Raw genomic sequence first — 15,911 nt, 5'->3', positions numbered from 1 at the left:
CGACGTTGCCTGAACATGAAATTCAATCGTCTTAAAATCGGGAACCGGCTCGGTCTCGGTTTCGCGCTCATCCTGGTTTTCCTGATCGCCATCACCGTCATCGGCATACTGCGCCTGCAGGCGCTGGCCGACGCCACCCACGCAATGATGGAACAGCCGCTGGCCAAGGAGCGCATGATCTCCGACTGGTACCGCTACGTCTACGCCGGCATCCGCCGCACCACCGCCATCGTCAAGAGCGCCGACCCGTCGCTCGGGCCGTTCTTTGCCGACGACGCCGCCAATACCGTGAAGCAGTCGCAGGACCTGAAGAAGCGCATCGACGACATGGTGTCGAGCGACGAGGAGCGGGCGCTGTTCGGCAAGCTCGCGGATGTCTCCAAGCGTTACCTGTCCACGCGCGCCGACATCACCAAAGCCAAGGACGCCGGCAACCAGGAAGAAGCCAGCAGGCAGTTCGAACAGGGCTACCTGCCGGCGTCGAAAGAATACGAGAGCATCGTCCAGCAGCTGCTCGACCTGCAGCGCAAGAGCATCGACGCCAGCGCGCAGCGGGTCGACGCCATTGCCGCGGACAGCCGCAGGCTGCTGACCGCGCTTGCGGTCTTCGTGCTGGCGCTGAGCGCATTCTGCGCATGGCGGCTGACGGTCGGCATCACCCGCCCGATCGGCAAGGCCGCCGCCATGGCGCGCCGGATCGCCGACGGCGACCTGTCGCAGGACGCGTCGGTCAAGATCGATCCGGACAGCCGCGACGAGTCCGGCCAGCTGCTGCTGGCGCTGGCCGACATGAACGCCAGCCTGCTGCGCATCGTCTCGCAGGTCCGCGCCGGCACCGAGACCATCGCCACCGCGTCCGGCGAGATCGCCGCGGGCAACCTCGACCTGTCGTCCCGCACCGAGCAGCAGGCCGGCTCGCTGGAGGAAACCGCGTCGTCGATGGAGGAGCTGACCGCGACCGTCAAGCAGAATGCAGACAATGCGCGCCAGGCCAACCAGCTCGCGATCAGCGCGGCAGACGTGGCCGTGCGCGGCGGCGCCGTGGTGTCCGAGGTCGTGGTGACGATGGAGTCGATCAACGACGCGTCGCGCAAGATCGTCGACATCATCAGCGTCATCGACGGCATTGCGTTCCAGACCAACATCCTGGCGCTCAATGCGGCGGTGGAAGCGGCCCGCGCCGGCGAGGAAGGCCGCGGCTTTGCGGTCGTCGCCAGCGAAGTGCGCAGCCTCGCGCAGCGCTCGGCGGCGGCGGCGCGCGAGATCAAGGCCCTGATCGGCGACTCGGTGGACAAGGTGGGCGCCGGCAGCGCGCTGGTCCACCAGGCTGGCGCGACGATGAACGATGTCGTCCTCAGCATCCGCCGCGTCACCGACATCATGGCCGAGATCAGCGCGGCCAGCAGCGAGCAGAGCGCGGGCATCGAGCAGGTCAACCAGGCCATCGCGCAGATGGACCAGGTGACCCAGCAGAACGCCGCGCTGGTCGAGGAAGCCGCCGCGGCGGCGGACTCCATGCGCGAGCAGTCGCGGCAACTGACCCTGACCGTCAGCGCATTCAGGCTGGGAACAGAGGATCAGCCGGCGCTGGCGCCGGTCGTGAAAGCGCCGGCGCCGGCTGTGAAGGGCCGGGCGGCGGGGGAGTGGGAATCGTTCTGACCGCGGCCTTTCCCGCACCCGTTAGCTGAAGCCTATTTCTTCACCAGCGCGCACTTCGAATCGGCCAGCCGGGTGAAAGCCTGTTCGCCCGGGATGGTCGCCACCGTCTTCATGTAATCCCACGGCTTTTTCGACTCGGCCGGGGTCTTCACCTGCATCAGGTACATGTCGTGGACATAGCGGCCGTCCTCGCGGATCGTGCCTTTTGCATAGAAGTCGTCCAGCTTCATTTTCTTCAGCTCCGCCATCACCTTGTCGGCGTCGTCGCTGCCGACCGCCTTGACCGCCTTCAGGTAATTCGAGGTGACCGAGTAGTCGGCAGCCTGGTGCGAACTGGGCATCTTCTTCATCCTGGCGAAGAAGCGGTTGGCGAACTTGCGGGACGGCTCGTCCTTGTCCCAGTACCAGCTGTCCGTCATCACCAGCCCCTGCGCCACCGGCAGCCCGAGGCCGTGGATGTCGTTGATGGTCATCAGCAGGCCGGCGATCTTCATGTTCTTGGTCAGGCCGAAGTCCGCCGCCGCCTTGATCGAGTTGATGGTGTCCGCGCCGGCGTTCGCCAGGCCCAGCACCTGCGCCTTCGACGCCTGCGCCTGCAGCAGGAAGGACGACATGTCGTTCGCATTCGGCGGATGCTTGACCGAGCCGACCACGGTGCCGCCGCTGGCCTTGATCACGTCGCTGGTGTCGTTCAGCAGCGAATGGCCGAACGCATAGTCGGCCACCAGGAAGTACCAGCTCTTGCCGCCCTGGGCCACCACGGCCGATCCGGTGCCGCGGGCGAGCGCCACGGTGTCGTATTCATAATGGATGGTGTAGGGCGTGCAGTCTTCGTTGGTCAGCCTGGCGGTCGCCGCGCCGACATTGAAATAGACCCGCTTCTTGTCCGCGATGACCTTGTTCATCGCAAGGCCGGCCGCGGAATTGACGCCGCCGATCAGCATGCTCATCTGCTGCTGGTCTATCCATTCGCGCGCCCTGGCGGCGGCGGTGTCGGCCTTGTTCTGGTGGTCCGCCGACAGCACTTCGATCTTCCGGCCGAGCACGCTGCCGCCCGCATCCTCGACCGCCATCCTGATGGCTTCGAGGCCGCCGGCGCCGTCGGTGTCGGCATAGGCGCCCGACATGTCGGTGATGAAGCCGATGCGGAAAGGTTCGCTCCCGGACTGCGCATGCGCATGGCCGGTGAGGAGGCCGAATGCCGCTGCGGCCAGTGCGAGCTTGCGTGGCGCGATGCCTGATTGTCTCTTCATGATGCCCTCTTGTATGGTGGACGGGTCGTTGCCCGTTTCTGTGGTCTTGTTGTGGATTTAGAGTCTCCCGACTTGAAAGCCTGTGGCCCGCCGCTGCGCTGCGGGCTAGCTGTTGCCCCGGGCGGCTTCGGCGGCGCGCAGTTCCTGCAGCAGCGCGAGCGCGCGGTCGGTGCGCACGTCGTGTTCCTCCGCCATGCGCCTTGCGACCGCATCGACTTCCTGCCCGGTGGCGCCGGCGACCAGCGCGATGTTCCGCGCATGCAGCGCCATGTGGCCGCGCTGTATGCCTTCGGTGGCAAGCGCGCGCAGCGCGCCCAGGTTCTGCGCGAGGCCGACGGCGACCGCGATCTCGCCCAGTTCCTGCGCCGACTTCACGTCCATGATCTTCAGCGACAGCCGCGCCAGCGGATGGGTCTTGGTGGCGCCGCCGACCAGGCCGACCGGCATCGGCATCTCGATGGTGCCGACCAGCGCGCCGCTCCTGTCCTTTTCCCACTGGGTCAGCGAGGTGTAGCGGCCGCTGCGGCAGGCATACGCATGGGCGCCGGCCTCGACCGCGCGCCAGTCGTTGCCGGTGGCGACGACCACCGGGTCGATGCCGTTCATGATGCCCTTGTTGTGCGTGGCCGCGCGGTACGGGTCGACGGCCGCGAACGTATAGGCGTCGAGCACGCCTTCGATGATGTCCGCGCCGCTGCGCTCGCTGGTGTCGAGCGCCTCGGGCGTGATGCGGACGCGGGCCCGGGCCAGACGCAGGTCGGCCAAGTTGGACAGGATGCGCAGGCGCACCGTGCCGCCGGTCAGCTTCTCGACCAGCGGCGACACCGACTCGGCCATGGTGTTGACCGTGTTGGCGCCCATGGCGTCGCGCACGTCGACGATCAGGTGCATCACGATCATCGCGCCGCGCGGCGTGTCGGGGAACACGTGGACCTCGATGTCGCGGCAGCCGCCGCCCAGTTCGATGAGCACCTTGTCACGGCTGTTGGCCACGGCCAGGATGTCTTCGCGATGCCGCAGCAGCGCCTGGCGCGCGCCGTACGGGTCGGTGATGCCGAGCACCTGTACCTGGGCGCGCATCAGCGGCTCGGTGCTGGACGTCTCGAAGCCGCCGCAGCCGCGCACCAGCTTGGCCATGAAGGAGGCGGCCGCCACCACCGACGGCTCCTCGACCGCCATCGGGACCAGCACGTCGCGCCCGTTCACCTGGAAGTTGCCGGCGATGCCGAAGGGCAGCTCGAACGTGCCGATCACGTTCTCGATCATGCCGTTGGCAAGGTCGACGCCGAGCGCGCCGGGCGCGGTGACCAGCGCCGCTTCCTCCACGGTCAGGTTGGCGGCGCGGGCGATATGCGCGAAGCGCTGGGCAGGGGTGAGGGCGCGGAAATTGGGTAGCCGGGAATCGGTCGTCATCCATTGTCTCCTATGTTTTTATGGAATGTAGTGGACACAATATAGGCGGACTGTACCAGCGTTGAAAGGTACAGTTTTGCGGGACAGTGCGGGCACGGTCATTTTTCGGCCGACGCTGTGTCATACTTTTTCGATGAAGAAGATGCCCGATCCGCCGCCGGATTCCGCCAGGCCGGCCACCATTTCGCAGCGGCTTGCCGATGAAATCGAGCGGCATATCCATGAGGGCGCCTACCGCGTCGGCGACAAGCTGCCGTCGCTGCGCGAACTGGCCCAGCTGCACCAGTATGCGAAGAACACCGTCGTCGCCGCCTTCGAGATCCTGGTGTCGCGCGGGCTGGTGGAGCCGCGCCGCGGGTCCGGCTATTACGTCGTCGGCAAGCCGGCCGCCCGGCGCGGCGAGGAAGCGGAGTCGCTGGGCCGTGCGATGGACATCGTCTGGCTGATGCGCGAGCAGTTGAAGAGCGAGCCGGGCACGCTGGCGGTGGGCGACGGCTTTCCGCCGGTCGAATGGCTGGCCGACGTGCGGCTGGACAAATACCACCAGAAGGTGGTCCGCACCGGCGTCGGCGGCCTGTTCCGCTACGGCAGCCGCTTCGGCTATGCGCCGCTGCGGGAACACCTGGTGCGCAAGCTGGGCGACTTCGGCATCGCCGTCGAGCCGCGCCAGATCGTGCTGACCCACGGCGCCAACGAGGCGATGGATATCGTGATCCGCTACTTCGTGCCGCCCGGCGGCACCGTGCTGGTCGACGATCCCGGCTATTACCCGCTGTTCGGCAAGCTCAAGCTGGCCGGCGCGCGCATGCTGGGCGTGCCGCGGCTGGCCGACGGGCCGGACCTCGACATGCTGGACCGCCTGCTGTCGGCCGAACGGCCGCGGCTGTTCTTCACGCAATCGCTCGCGCACAACCCGACCGGCTCCGACCTTTCGCAGGCCAAGGCCTTCCGCGTGCTGCAGCTCGCGCAGAAGCATGACGTGCTGATCGTCGAGAACGACCCGCTGGCCGACTTCAAGCCGGTCGGCTCATCGCGGCTTTCGTCGCTCGACCAGCTGGAGCGCACCATATATATAGGCAGCTTTTCCAAGTCGTTCTCGGCGGCGCTGCGGGTTGGTTTCATCGCCTGCGGCGCGGCGCTGGCCAGCGACCTGGCCGACCTGAAAAGCCTCATCCATATCAACAGCTCCGAATACGCGGAGCGCACGGTCGACGTCATATTGAGCGCCGGCCATTACCAGCGCCACCTGAACCGCCTGCGCACCCGGCTGGGCGACGCGACCGCGCAGGCCGCGCAGCTGCTGCAGTCGTTCGGCGCGGAAGTGTTCGCGAAAACCCCGCAGTCGCTGTACCTGTGGGCCGCGTTTCCCGGCATCGACGATTCATTGACGCTGGCCGAGGACCTGCTGCAGCAGAAAGTCATGATGGCCCCCGGCAGGATCTTCGGCGTCGATTCCGCGCTGGTGTCGCGCTGGTCCCGCTTCAACGTCGGCGCGGTGCTCGACCCGCGCTTTGAACAGGCGCTGGCGGAGATAGCGAAGCGGCGGAATCTGGGAAGCTAGTTTTCGGGATGCGTGGAGCCCTGCGTTACGCCTGCTGCGCAGGCTACTCAGGATGAAAGGGGACGGGGATTTGCAAACCGTGCAAGCCATTCCATTCGACCAACCATCCCGTTTCCGATTTCCATTCCTGCTTTCCATTTTTAATCTTCATTTTTAATTTCCATTTCCTGCTGCCATTTCCGCCAGCCCGGCAATTCCATTTCCCCGACTTGCCCGCTTCCACATCCAGATTCGTCCACCTATTTCTCTCCCCTCCAATTTGATCCGAACCAATGGTTCTTAATGTTTCTCCTGCGAATGCTGCTGAACTGACATGAGATATACTGTATATTTGTACAGTAATCAGCGCGGCCGTGCGTCTGCGCGCCATGTCATCACCAGGAGATCAGCATGTCCGGGTCAACTTCACGCACTATGTCGGCTGCCGCGGTCACCGCGGCGATCGACAGGAATATTGCCCATACCGTCTGGCGGGCCAACCAGATGGGTTCCTACCAGGCCGACGTCACCGCCACCGGCTACCAGTCGCTGGACCGGGAATTGCCCAATGGCGGCTGGCCCGCATCCACCCTCATCGAACTGCTGCTGCAACAGGCCGGCATAGGCGAGATGCGGCTGCTGCAGCCGGCGCTCTGCGCGATCGGGCGCAAGCGCCGCATCGTCATGGTCCAGCCGCCGCACCTGCCGCAGGTCGCGGCCTGGGCCGGCTGGGGCCTGCCGGCCGACCGCTTCGTCTGGATCAGGGCGGCCCGCACCGCCGACGCGCTGTGGAGCGCCGAGCAGGTGCTGCGCAACGGCAGTTGCGGCGCCTTGCTGTTCTGGCAGCCGCAGGTGCGCAACGAGGCGCTGCGCCGGCTGCACCTCGCCGCGCAGGGTTCGACCACCGTGTTCTGGATGCTCAGGCCGCTGTCGGCCAGCGAACATGCGTCGCCGGCGCCGCTGCGGCTGGCGCTGCGGCCGGCGCCGGCCGGCGTCAGCGTCGACATCGTCAAGCGCCGCGGCCCGCTGGCCGAGCGGCCTCTCTACCTGGCGCTGGCGCCCGACGCCGCGCTCCCATCAACCTCTTACCGTTCCCACCATGCGCCTATGGATAAGCATGCACCTGCCGCTGTTGCCTCTCGAAGTGTTCCGGCCGCACTGGTCTGAGCGGACAGACACGACGCCGCATGCGGTCATCGACCATGGGCAAGTATTCTCGCTATGCGAACTTGCCCGCCAGGCCGGCATCCGCCACGGCATGCGGCGCGGCGGCGTCACCGCGCTGGCGCCCGACGCCATGCTGCACGAGCGCGACGCCGGGCGTGAGCGCGGCGCGCTCGACGGCGTCGCGCTGACCCTGCTGCAATACACTCCGGAAGTGGCGATGGTGGACGCCGCCAGCCTGGTGCTGGACGTCAGCGCCAGCCTGGCCGCATTCGGCGGACGCCTGGCGCTGAGCCGCCGGGTGCGCACCAGCGTGCGGCAGATGGGCTTTTCCGCGCGGCTCGGCATGGCGCCTACCGCCCAGGCCGCGTGGCTGCTGGCGAATGCCGCCGGGCTGAAGCTGCGCCGCAGCCTGCGCCACGCCAGCATGGTGCGCCGGCTCGACACGCTGCCCGCGCTGCTGCTGCCGGCGGCCCGCCCGTATGCCGACTGGCTAGACGGCATAGGCTGCGCGACGCTGGGCGCGCTGCGCCGGCTGCCGCGCGCCGGCCTGCAGCGCCGCTGCGGCGGTGCGCTGATCGAGGAAATGGACCGCGCTTACGGCGAGGCGCCCGAACTCCATGAATGGATCGAAGTCGCGCCGCACTTCGACGGCCGGCTGGAACTGCCCGAGCGGGTCGAACAGGCCGAAGCCGTGCTGTTCGCCGCGCGCCGGCTGGTGCTGCAGATGGTCGGCTGGCTCAACGCCCGGCAAATGGCGGTATCGCGCTTCGTGCTGCTGCTTGAACACGAGCGCGGGCGGCAAGCCGTAGCGCCTACCGCACTCGATATCACGCTGGCCGAAGCCGCCTGGCGCGAAGACCACCTGCTGCGGCTGCTCAAGGAAAGGCTGGGCCGGATGGAGCTGGCCGGGCCGGTCATCGCCATCCGCCTCGAAGCCGCCAGGCTGGAAGCGATGGCGCCGCCGACCGAGTCGCTGTTCCCCGAGCCGGGCGGCACCATCGCCGACTATCACCGGCTGCTTGAACTGCTGACCGCCCGCCTCGGCGCAGACAATGTGCTGACACCCGCGCCGCTTGCCGACTACCGGCCGGAAATCAGCAACCGCTGGCTGCCGGCGTCCTCGTCGGACATCGACGCAGCCAAGCCGCCGGATGCGGACCGCCCGTTCTGGCTGCTGGAAAACCCCTTGCCGCTGATGATGCGCGGCAACCGTCCGTTCTACGGTTCGCCGCTGATGATACTGGCCGGCCCGGAACGGATAGAAACAGGCTGGTGGGATGCCAACTGTGCGGTGCGCGATTACTTCATTGCCCAGGGCGCCGACCAGGCCTGCTACTGGATCTACCGGGAACGCGTCGGCGAGGACATACGCTGGTTCCTGCACGGGCTGTTCGCATGAACGGCGTGCAGGCGCCGCTCCCGTTCGGCAAGCCGGCGGCGGCCTTGCCCGACTATGCCGAACTCCAGTGCGTCTCCAACTTCAGCTTCCTGCGCGGCGCGTCCCACCCGGAGGAGCTGGTGGCGCGGGCGATACAACTGGGCTATGGCGCATTGGCATTGACGGATGAATGTTCGCTGTCCGGCGTCGTGCGTGCCCATGTCGAGGCGAAGAAGCATGCGTTCCCGCTGATCGTCGGCAGCCAGATGCGGGTCGGCGACATGCTGCTGGTGGCGCTGGCGACCAACCGCAACGGCTACGGCAACCTGTCCGAGCTGATCACGCTGGGCCGCACCCGCGCCTCCAAGGGCAGCTACCTGCTGTACCCGGACGACCTCGCCGCGCCGCGCGGCGACCTGGCGCACCTGCGCGGCCTGCCGGACTGCGAAATGCTGCTCGCGCCGGCCTACGGCGTCGACACCGCCACGCTGGCGCGGCAGGCCGAATGGCTGCGCGCCACCTTCGGCGCGCGCGGCACGCTGGCGCTGACGCTGCTGCACCATGCGCGCGACGAGCGCCACCGTTCGCTGGTGCAGGCCGTAGCCAGCGCGCACGGCCTGCCGGTCGCCGCCACCGGCGACGTCTGCATGCATGTGCGCTCGAGGAAGCCGCTGCAGGACGCCCTGAGCGCCATCCGCCTCGGCAAGCCGGTGGCCGAATGCGGCTACCAGCTTGCGCAGAATGCCGAACAGCACCTGCGCGCCCGGCTGCGGCTGGCCACGCTGTACCCGCCCGAGACGCTGGCCGAGACCGTGCGGCTGGCCCGGCGCTGCCATTTCTCGCTCGACGAGCTGCGCTATGAATACCCGGACGAACTGGTGCCGCCGGGCCAGACCCCGGCCGGCTACCTGCGCCAGGAAACCTGGATAGGCGCGCACCGGCGCTTCCCGGCCGGCATACCGGCCAGCGTGCAGCAGCAGGTCGAGCATGAACTGGCGCTGATCGGCGAGATGGCCTACGAGCCGTATTTCCTGACCGTGTACGACATCGTCCGCTTCGCCCGCAGCCGGCGCATCCTGTGCCAGGGACGCGGCTCGGCCGCCAACTCCGCGGTCTGCTACTGCCTCGGCATCACCGAGGTCGACCCGGCGCGCGGCAACCTGCTGTTCGAACGCTTCATCTCGAAGGAGCGCAACGAGCCGCCGGACATCGACGTCGACTTCGAGCACCAGGAACGAGAGCAGGTGATCCAGTACATCTACAACAAGTACGGCCGGCTGCGCGCGGCGCTGACCGGCGTGGTGATCAGCTACCGGCCGCGCAGCGTGCTGCGCGATGTCGGCAAGGCGCTGGGCGTGGACATCGGCGTGGTCGACCAGGTCGCCAAGTCGCACCGCTGGTGGGACGGCAGGAGCGGCCTCGCGGCCCGCTTCACCGAGTGCGGCCTGGACCCGGACGCGCCGCTGGCCCAGCAGTGGTGCTCGATGGCCGAACAGCTGATGGGTTTTCCGAGGCACTTGTCGCAGCATCCGGGCGGCTTCGTCATCTCGCGCGGCAAGCTGTCGCGGCTGGTGCCCATCGAGAATGCCGCGATGGCCGACCGCAGCGTGGTGCAGTGGGACAAGGACGACCTCGACGCGCTGGGCCTGCTGAAAGTGGACATCCTCGCGCTGGGCATGCTGACCGTGATCCGCCGCGCGCTCGACCTCGCCGCCGGGCGGCGCGGCGAGCCCTTCGAGCTGCAGGACATTCCCGCCGAAGACCCCGAGACCTACCGGATGATCAGCCGCGCCGACACCGTGGGCGTGTTCCAGATCGAGAGCCGCGCCCAGATGACCATGCTGCCGCGGATGAAGCCGCGCACCTTCTACGACCTGGTGATCGAGGTCGCCATCATTCGTCCCGGCCCGATACAGGGCGGCATGATCCATCCCTACCTGCGGCGCCGGCAGGGCCTTGAGCCGGTGAGCTACCCCAGCCCCGCGATCGAGGAAGCGCTGTCGCGCACGCTGGGCGTGCCCATCTTCCAGGAACAGGTGATGCAGATCGCCATGCTGGCCGGCGGCTTCACGCCCGGCGAGGCCGACCAGCTGCGGCGCGCGATGGCCGCCTGGAAGCGCAAGGGCGGCCTGGAAAAGTTCGAAGGCAAGCTGATCAGCGGCATGCTGGCGCGCGGCTATACGCAGGAGTTCGCCGATTCCATCTTCCGGCAGATACAGGGCTTCGCCGAATACGGTTTCCCCGAAAGCCACGCGGCCAGCTTCGCGCTGCTGGCCTATGTCAGTTCCTGGCTCAAGTGCCACGAGCCCGAAGCCTTCCTCGCCGCGCTGCTCAACAGCCAGCCCATGGGTTTCTATGCGCCGTCGCAACTGGTGCAGGACGCGCGCCGGCACAAGGTCGAGGTGCTGCCGGTGGACGTGATGGTCAGCGACTGGGACGCCGCGCTCGAAGCCGGCAGCCGGCCGCCGCGTCCCGCCGTGCGGCTGGGCCTGAACCTGGTGCGCAGCCTGAGCCGCGAAGCCGCCTGGCGCATCGAGGAAGCGCGCGCGATCCGCCCGTACGCCGACGTCCAGGACCTGGCGTTGCGCGCCCAGCTCGAACGGGCCGATCTGCAGGCGCTCGCCGCCGCGAACGCCTTGTCCGCGCTTTCCGGCAACCGCCGCCAGGCGCTATGGCAGGCGCTGGCCGGCGCGCCCGACAAGGGCCTGCTGCGCCACGCCCCGGTCGCGGAACAGGCGCCGCTGCTGGCCGCGCCATCCGAAGCCCAGGACATCGCCGGCGACTACCGCAGCATGGGCCTGACGCTGGGCCGACACCCGGTCGCGTTATTGCGCCAGCGCCTGCTGGCCAAGCGCTTCATGCCGGCGGACGTGCTGCACACCTACGCAAACGGCCAGTTCGCCCGCGGCTGCGGCATCGTGACGGTCAGGCAGCGCCCGGAAACCGCCCACGGCGTGCTGTTCGTGACGCTGGAGGACGAGACCGGGCTGGTCAACGTGATCGTCTGGCCGTCGCTGGTGGAGCAGCAGCGCCGGGAAGTGCTGGGCGCGACGCTGCTGGGGGTGTACGGGATATGGCAGAACGAGCAGGGGGTGATGCACCTGGTGGCGAAGCGGCTGGTGGATCTGTCGGGCTGGCTGGGCAGGGTGGAGACGCGGAGCCGGGATTTTGCGTGAGGGGATGTGCGCAGGTTTTTGAAAACCGGCTTCCAGATCAAGCGGAGCCGGCACGGCGGTCAGGATCGGGATTGACCGGCGGCCGGGTTATCGGATTGAAAACCAGGAGGCTCGCTTGCGTGTCGACTGCCTGGCCACGCGCAGTGCAATTAACCGCCATGACGGATCGATGGCGCAGCGGGCCCATGCCGGCAACGACTGCTCAACAGCGGAATTTGCCTACATATCGTTGGTGTCGTTCCTGTCATCGAAACCCTCATGCCAATCCTTGCCTTCCTGGCTATCGGTCTCATACGGGCACTCGGTTTTACTCTTGCCCAATTCTGCCGCTTCCTGGCCTTCTACAAATGCTTTGGTAATAGACATCTTGATTCCCATAATTAAACGTTCACTGCGAAAATATCAATTCCAGAAACATGACCCTTGATCAGGCCAGTCAATTCTTCAGACCCATTGACAAGCATTGCGCCAGTATCTTCTGCTTCCTTGCCTAACCTTGTAATTTTTCAGGAAATATGGCGCAGGTAGCTGTTCAAACAATTTGTCAGCAGTTAATTCTTCGCTTTGCCTTATCCCTGCTGTGCTGATACGCCTGGCGCGCCGTCGGCGCCAGGCACCTCCAACAACTTTTTGCTGTCCTCTTCAGGCAATTCCAGGCATTCGCGCTTTATCTCAGCACGTCACTATTCCTCTGGCATTGCATGGAATGCGCCGTCACTCCAGCTTCACGTTGGCGGACTTGACCACCGAACCCCAGCGCTCGATCTCGGAATCGACTTTGGCGGCGAATTCCTGCTGCGACATCTGCGGCACGTCAGACCCGGCGTCGTTCCAGCGGTTCTGGATCTCCGGGCTGGCCAGCGCCTTTTTCACTTCCGCCGCCATCCGCTCGACGATCGCCGGCGGCGTGCCCTTGACCGCCCACATGCCATACCAGGTCGACACTTCATAACCCGGCACGCCGGCTTCGGCCGCGGTCGGGACGTCCGGAAAGCCCGGCGCGCGCTTGTTCGACGCCACCGCAAGCGCCTTGAGCTTGCCGTTCTTGATATGGCCCGACGAAGAGCCCAGGCCGTCGAACATCATGTCGATCTGTCCGCCCATCAGGTCCTGAAGCGCCGGCCCGGCGCCGCGGTAGGGCACGTGGCTCAGATTGGTCTTGGTCTGAATCTTGAACAGTTCTCCCGCCAGGTGATGCGAAGTGCCGTTGCCGGCCGAGCCGAAATTGATCTTGCCGGGATTTTCCTTCGCGTAGGCGATGAAGGCCTTCAGGTCCGGCGCCGTTACGCGCTGCGGGTTGACCACGATCACCTGGGGCGGTGTGGCAATCATGGTGATCGGAATGAAGTCCGTCTTGATGTTGTAGTCCAGCTTGGAATAGATGGCTGGCGCAATGGCATGGTGCGCTGCGCCGATGAAGAAGGTATAGCCGTCCGGCGCGGCCTTGGCGGCCAGGCCCGCGCCCAGCGTGCCGCCGGCGCCGCCGCGGTTGTCAATGATGACGGTCTTGCCCAGCTGCTTGGTCAGTTGAGCCGCCAGGGGGCGGGCAAACGTGTCAGTGCCCCCGCCGGCGGGAAAGGGCACGATGAAGGTTACAGGGCGGTCCGGCCAGGTCTGCGCGGACGATGCCGCGCAGAATCCCAGGCCGGCAAGCAGCAGCAGGGCAGGTTTAAACATGGTTGTCTCCGTCTATTGTTTGAAATGTGTAGGAAAGCGCCGTCTGTCTTTATGGTTATGCTTGTCGACAAATATTCATGACGACGCCTTTCACATAAGCAAGGTGGCGCAGAATATATGCATTGTCAAGTACCGGGCATTCATCAATCAGCATGACGCAGCCTACGGCGAACAAAGCAGGATCTAACGCGCATCAAACCCAGATGATGAAAGAAGCCACCCGAGCGCGACGCAATTGGCAATGACCGTAAACCAGAACACCTGCTGGAAAGCCTGCTTCTTATACTTGTGCCGGAAGATTTGCTGGGCAAACAAGGCCCCCGGCCAGCCTCCGGCAAAACCAAGCGCATGCAATGTGCTTTCCTTTGTCCGCCATCGATTATTCCGGGCGGCAGACTTGTCCAGCGCATAAGCAATGAATGCGACGACGCTCATTACAAGGTAAAGACCAGAGACCAGGACGGGTAATTTGCCAGTAAGCGTGCAGGTGGTAACGAATCCCAGAAAGACGACAGCCGCGATCAGCGAACTCATGCCTGAGCGGCCAGATGGCTGCAGCGCATCCCGATTGCGAACGTAGGCGACATTCTCGGCCCGTGGCTGGCCTTTCTCGTTGATCGCAAGGTGATAGGTGACGATCTCATTGCCCGCAGGGCGAACGCCCTGGCGCGCAAATGATTTTATATGCACAAAAACATTCGGGCCTCCGCCATTCGGCGTGATGAAGCCGAATCCCTGATCGTCCTTCCAGACGCTTATCCTTCCCTGATAACGGGGATTTTTCAGACTATCCATTGTTCGCGGTTTTGATTCTTCAGAGGGAAACGAGCAGCGGCGACCTGCAATGAGTAGCGTCTTCCATGCCTGCGCTAATGCCATCAGATCGGCATCGATATCGGGTTTCCGAATCACATAGGCGATCATCCTGCCAGCAAAACGAAACGAGCAATCTATATTGCCGGTCGCCCCTGATAAGGGGAGCCAATATACCCGAAACAATTCCTGAAAGCTCCATAACAGCTTTGAAGTAGACACGGCCGAAACCTTTGGCTAAACTCTTTCTTTCCTAAAAGAAACAAAACTGGCCGAGTTCGCATCCACGTACTGCAGCCTAATCACTGGGCAAAACCATCCCGATAATGAAAATGAAAATGAACCGGTGCATCATTAACCCGCTGCTGCCTGGGCTGCGGCAATTGATGCCTTTCATGTAACGTCACACAGCCTCGCCCCACATGCTGAACAATGTGATGAGCCGTTTCCATAATCACCTTGCCGACATAATTGCCGTGGCCGACATCAGCAGCCTCGACAACGTAGCTATTGCATTCTGCAAATGCGATAGCATCCAGCCGCGACGTCTCCAGCGCCGCTTTGAGTCCCAGAAAATAGGCTGATACCTTATCCGCAGCGTGCTCAAAACTCGGCTGATATCCAAGTGTATGAATATCCCGAAACTGCGCAATGAATCGCGCGCTCGGCGTCCGGAGATGTTCGATGACCTTATCCGCATGGCGGAAGAAAAATGGTTGTGCGAGCGCCATTGCACCGGGTTCGCGCTCAATAACAAGCGCCAGGTCGAAAAGGTCGCGCGCCGTCGCCTTATCTCCTCGATGGAACATTTTTTTTGCGACGATCTCTGCCGCTGTTTCAACGCGCACGCTTTCGCCGAACAGGTCCCAGCGTTCAAATGCGTTTTCTTCGGGTAGCAGATTAGGCGCTGCAACAAAATCAATTTCCCCGGTCTCAAGCTGGAGCTTCACATAGAGCGCTGCTTCCACGTATTGCGACTGGCACAAGGCGTCGGCGACATCGCTCAGACGGGGCGTCACATAGGCGAGGCTTTGCGGGTCCGGGACGAAGAGGTCGATGTCCTTGCTCAGCCGATGCTGATGACGCAGCATCAGGACGGTGCCGCCACCGAAGGTAAAAAAACGGATCGGCGCGGCCGCCGTGCCTGCGGATTTCATTGACGAGCCCCAGTGCGCTCTGAAGAAGCGATTGCCAGGCGCCGTCCGGCAATACCGGCGGCTGGCTCATGCCCATAACTCGCGACGGATTGCGCCAAGCTGTTTTCCCAGCTTGCCGACATTCGTCCATATGGTGGCCGGAGCCACTTTTTCCTGTTGCGCGGTTTCTTCCACGGCCATGACGACGACGGGCAAGGGCGCTTCATCCAGGAAATGCAGCAGGTTGGACTGCAAGCCGGTGGGCACGGTGCCGCTGAAAAGCGCGTGCTCAAGTTCTTCGCTGCTCATTTCCCGCCGGTAGCTGACGCTCGACGTTTTCGCCGCCATCCACAACCCGTTCTTGCGCTGCCTGGCCGCGAGGGACGGTGTATCGAGATTCAGCCCGATCACACTCATCAGCCTGGTCAGGCGCTGGAAGCTCAAGTCCTTGATCGTTCCCGCTTCGAGCCGCTGCACGGTCTGCCGCGAGAGGTCGGCAAGCCTGGCGAGGCGCGTCTGGCTGAGCCCAAGCGCCTCTCGACGGGTCCGTATTTCCTTGCCGATTTCATGGATGGTCATCATCACGTTCTCGCACGGTGGCTGTACAAAATATTGTACAGCGTATGCTTGGAACGCAATAAGGGTTTGAACCGGGGTTTAACTGGCCGGGAGGTTGGAAATAAGTGAAGGACAGGATCT

General features: G+C 64.8%; 13 protein-coding genes. 5 read left to right on the top strand and 8 right to left on the bottom strand.

Annotated features, from left to right (window positions below):
• Positions 1–15 precede the first annotated feature (15 nt).
• Entirely contained in the window at positions 16–1,659 is a 1,644-nt protein-coding gene (locus QOL82_RS04605; RefSeq protein WP_283441071.1) for a methyl-accepting chemotaxis protein, read from the top strand.
• 32 nt (positions 1,660–1,691) lie between these two features.
• Here the strand turns inward: QOL82_RS04605 and QOL82_RS04600 are convergent, their stop codons facing one another.
• Together QOL82_RS04600 and QOL82_RS04595 are read right to left on the bottom strand one after the other, a co-directional pair.
• Entirely contained in the window at positions 1,692–2,912 is a 1,221-nt protein-coding gene (locus QOL82_RS04600) for an ABC transporter substrate-binding protein (RefSeq protein WP_283441070.1), read from the bottom strand.
• Between the two features lie 105 nt (positions 2,913–3,017).
• The gene (locus QOL82_RS04595; RefSeq protein WP_283441069.1) at positions 3,018–4,325 is read right to left on the bottom strand and encodes a hydroxymethylglutaryl-CoA reductase, degradative; all 1,308 of its coding nucleotides are present in this window, start codon (positions 4,323–4,325) and stop codon (positions 3,018–3,020) included.
• 142 nt (positions 4,326–4,467) lie between these two features.
• On the opposite strand from QOL82_RS04595, the gene QOL82_RS04590 reads away from it, so the two are divergent.
• Positions 4,468–5,886, top strand: a complete 1,419-nt coding sequence (locus QOL82_RS04590) for an aminotransferase-like domain-containing protein (RefSeq protein ID WP_283441068.1) — start codon at positions 4,468–4,470, stop codon at positions 5,884–5,886.
• 43 nt (positions 5,887–5,929) lie between these two features.
• On the opposite strand, the gene QOL82_RS04585 is transcribed toward QOL82_RS04590, so the two are convergent.
• Entirely contained in the window at positions 5,930–6,256 is a 327-nt protein-coding gene (locus tag QOL82_RS04585) for a hypothetical protein (RefSeq protein WP_283441067.1), read from the bottom strand.
• 44 nt (positions 6,257–6,300) lie between these two features.
• Between QOL82_RS04585 and imuA the strand changes: the two genes are divergently transcribed.
• Genes imuA through QOL82_RS04570 form a run of 3 tightly spaced genes read left to right on the top strand, consistent with a single transcriptional unit; the run spans position 6,301 to position 11,586 of the window.
• On the top strand, positions 6,301–7,032 hold the full coding sequence (gene imuA, locus QOL82_RS04580) for a translesion DNA synthesis-associated protein ImuA (RefSeq protein WP_430438444.1): 732 nt from the start codon (positions 6,301–6,303) through the stop codon (positions 7,030–7,032).
• Complete coding sequence (locus QOL82_RS04575; protein WP_283441065.1) at positions 6,983–8,431, top strand: Y-family DNA polymerase; 1,449 nt, start codon at positions 6,983–6,985, stop codon at positions 8,429–8,431. Before imuA ends, QOL82_RS04575 begins: the two co-directional genes overlap by 50 nt.
• Positions 8,428–11,586 carry an error-prone DNA polymerase gene (locus tag QOL82_RS04570; RefSeq protein WP_283441064.1) on the top strand — a complete coding sequence of 1,053 codons (3,159 nt, stop codon included), beginning with the start codon at positions 8,428–8,430 and terminating at the stop codon, positions 11,584–11,586. The genes QOL82_RS04575 and QOL82_RS04570 overlap by 4 nt, the downstream gene beginning before the upstream one ends.
• A gap of 219 nt (positions 11,587–11,805) precedes the next feature.
• On the opposite strand, the gene QOL82_RS04565 is transcribed toward QOL82_RS04570, so the two are convergent.
• The 5 genes from QOL82_RS04565 to QOL82_RS04545 form a co-directional block, all read right to left on the bottom strand.
• Positions 11,806–11,952 carry a ribosome modulation factor gene (locus QOL82_RS04565; RefSeq protein WP_283441063.1) on the bottom strand — a complete coding sequence of 49 codons (147 nt, stop codon included), beginning with the start codon at positions 11,950–11,952 and terminating at the stop codon, positions 11,806–11,808.
• A gap of 348 nt (positions 11,953–12,300) precedes the next feature.
• On the bottom strand, positions 12,301–13,263 hold the full coding sequence (locus tag QOL82_RS04560) for a Bug family tripartite tricarboxylate transporter substrate binding protein (protein WP_283441062.1): 963 nt from the start codon (positions 13,261–13,263) through the stop codon (positions 12,301–12,303).
• Between the two features lie 183 nt (positions 13,264–13,446).
• Entirely contained in the window at positions 13,447–14,298 is an 852-nt protein-coding gene (locus QOL82_RS04555) for a DUF1294 domain-containing protein (RefSeq protein WP_283441061.1), read from the bottom strand.
• An 80-nt stretch (positions 14,299–14,378) separates the two neighbouring features.
• Positions 14,379–15,233: a nucleotidyl transferase AbiEii/AbiGii toxin family protein gene (locus QOL82_RS29185; protein WP_346772281.1), complete on the bottom strand. Its 855-nt coding sequence runs from the start codon at positions 15,231–15,233 to the stop codon at positions 14,379–14,381.
• A gap of 66 nt (positions 15,234–15,299) precedes the next feature.
• The gene (locus QOL82_RS04545) at positions 15,300–15,794 is read right to left on the bottom strand and encodes a helix-turn-helix domain-containing protein (RefSeq protein ID WP_283441060.1); all 495 of its coding nucleotides are present in this window, start codon (positions 15,792–15,794) and stop codon (positions 15,300–15,302) included.
• Positions 15,795–15,911: the final 117 nt, after the last annotated feature.

Source organism: Noviherbaspirillum suwonense, assembly GCF_900182955.1.
Classification (GTDB): Bacteria; Pseudomonadota; Gammaproteobacteria; order Burkholderiales; family Burkholderiaceae_D; genus Noviherbaspirillum_A; species Noviherbaspirillum_A suwonense.
This window is presented reverse-complemented; position numbering and strand designations above follow the sequence as displayed.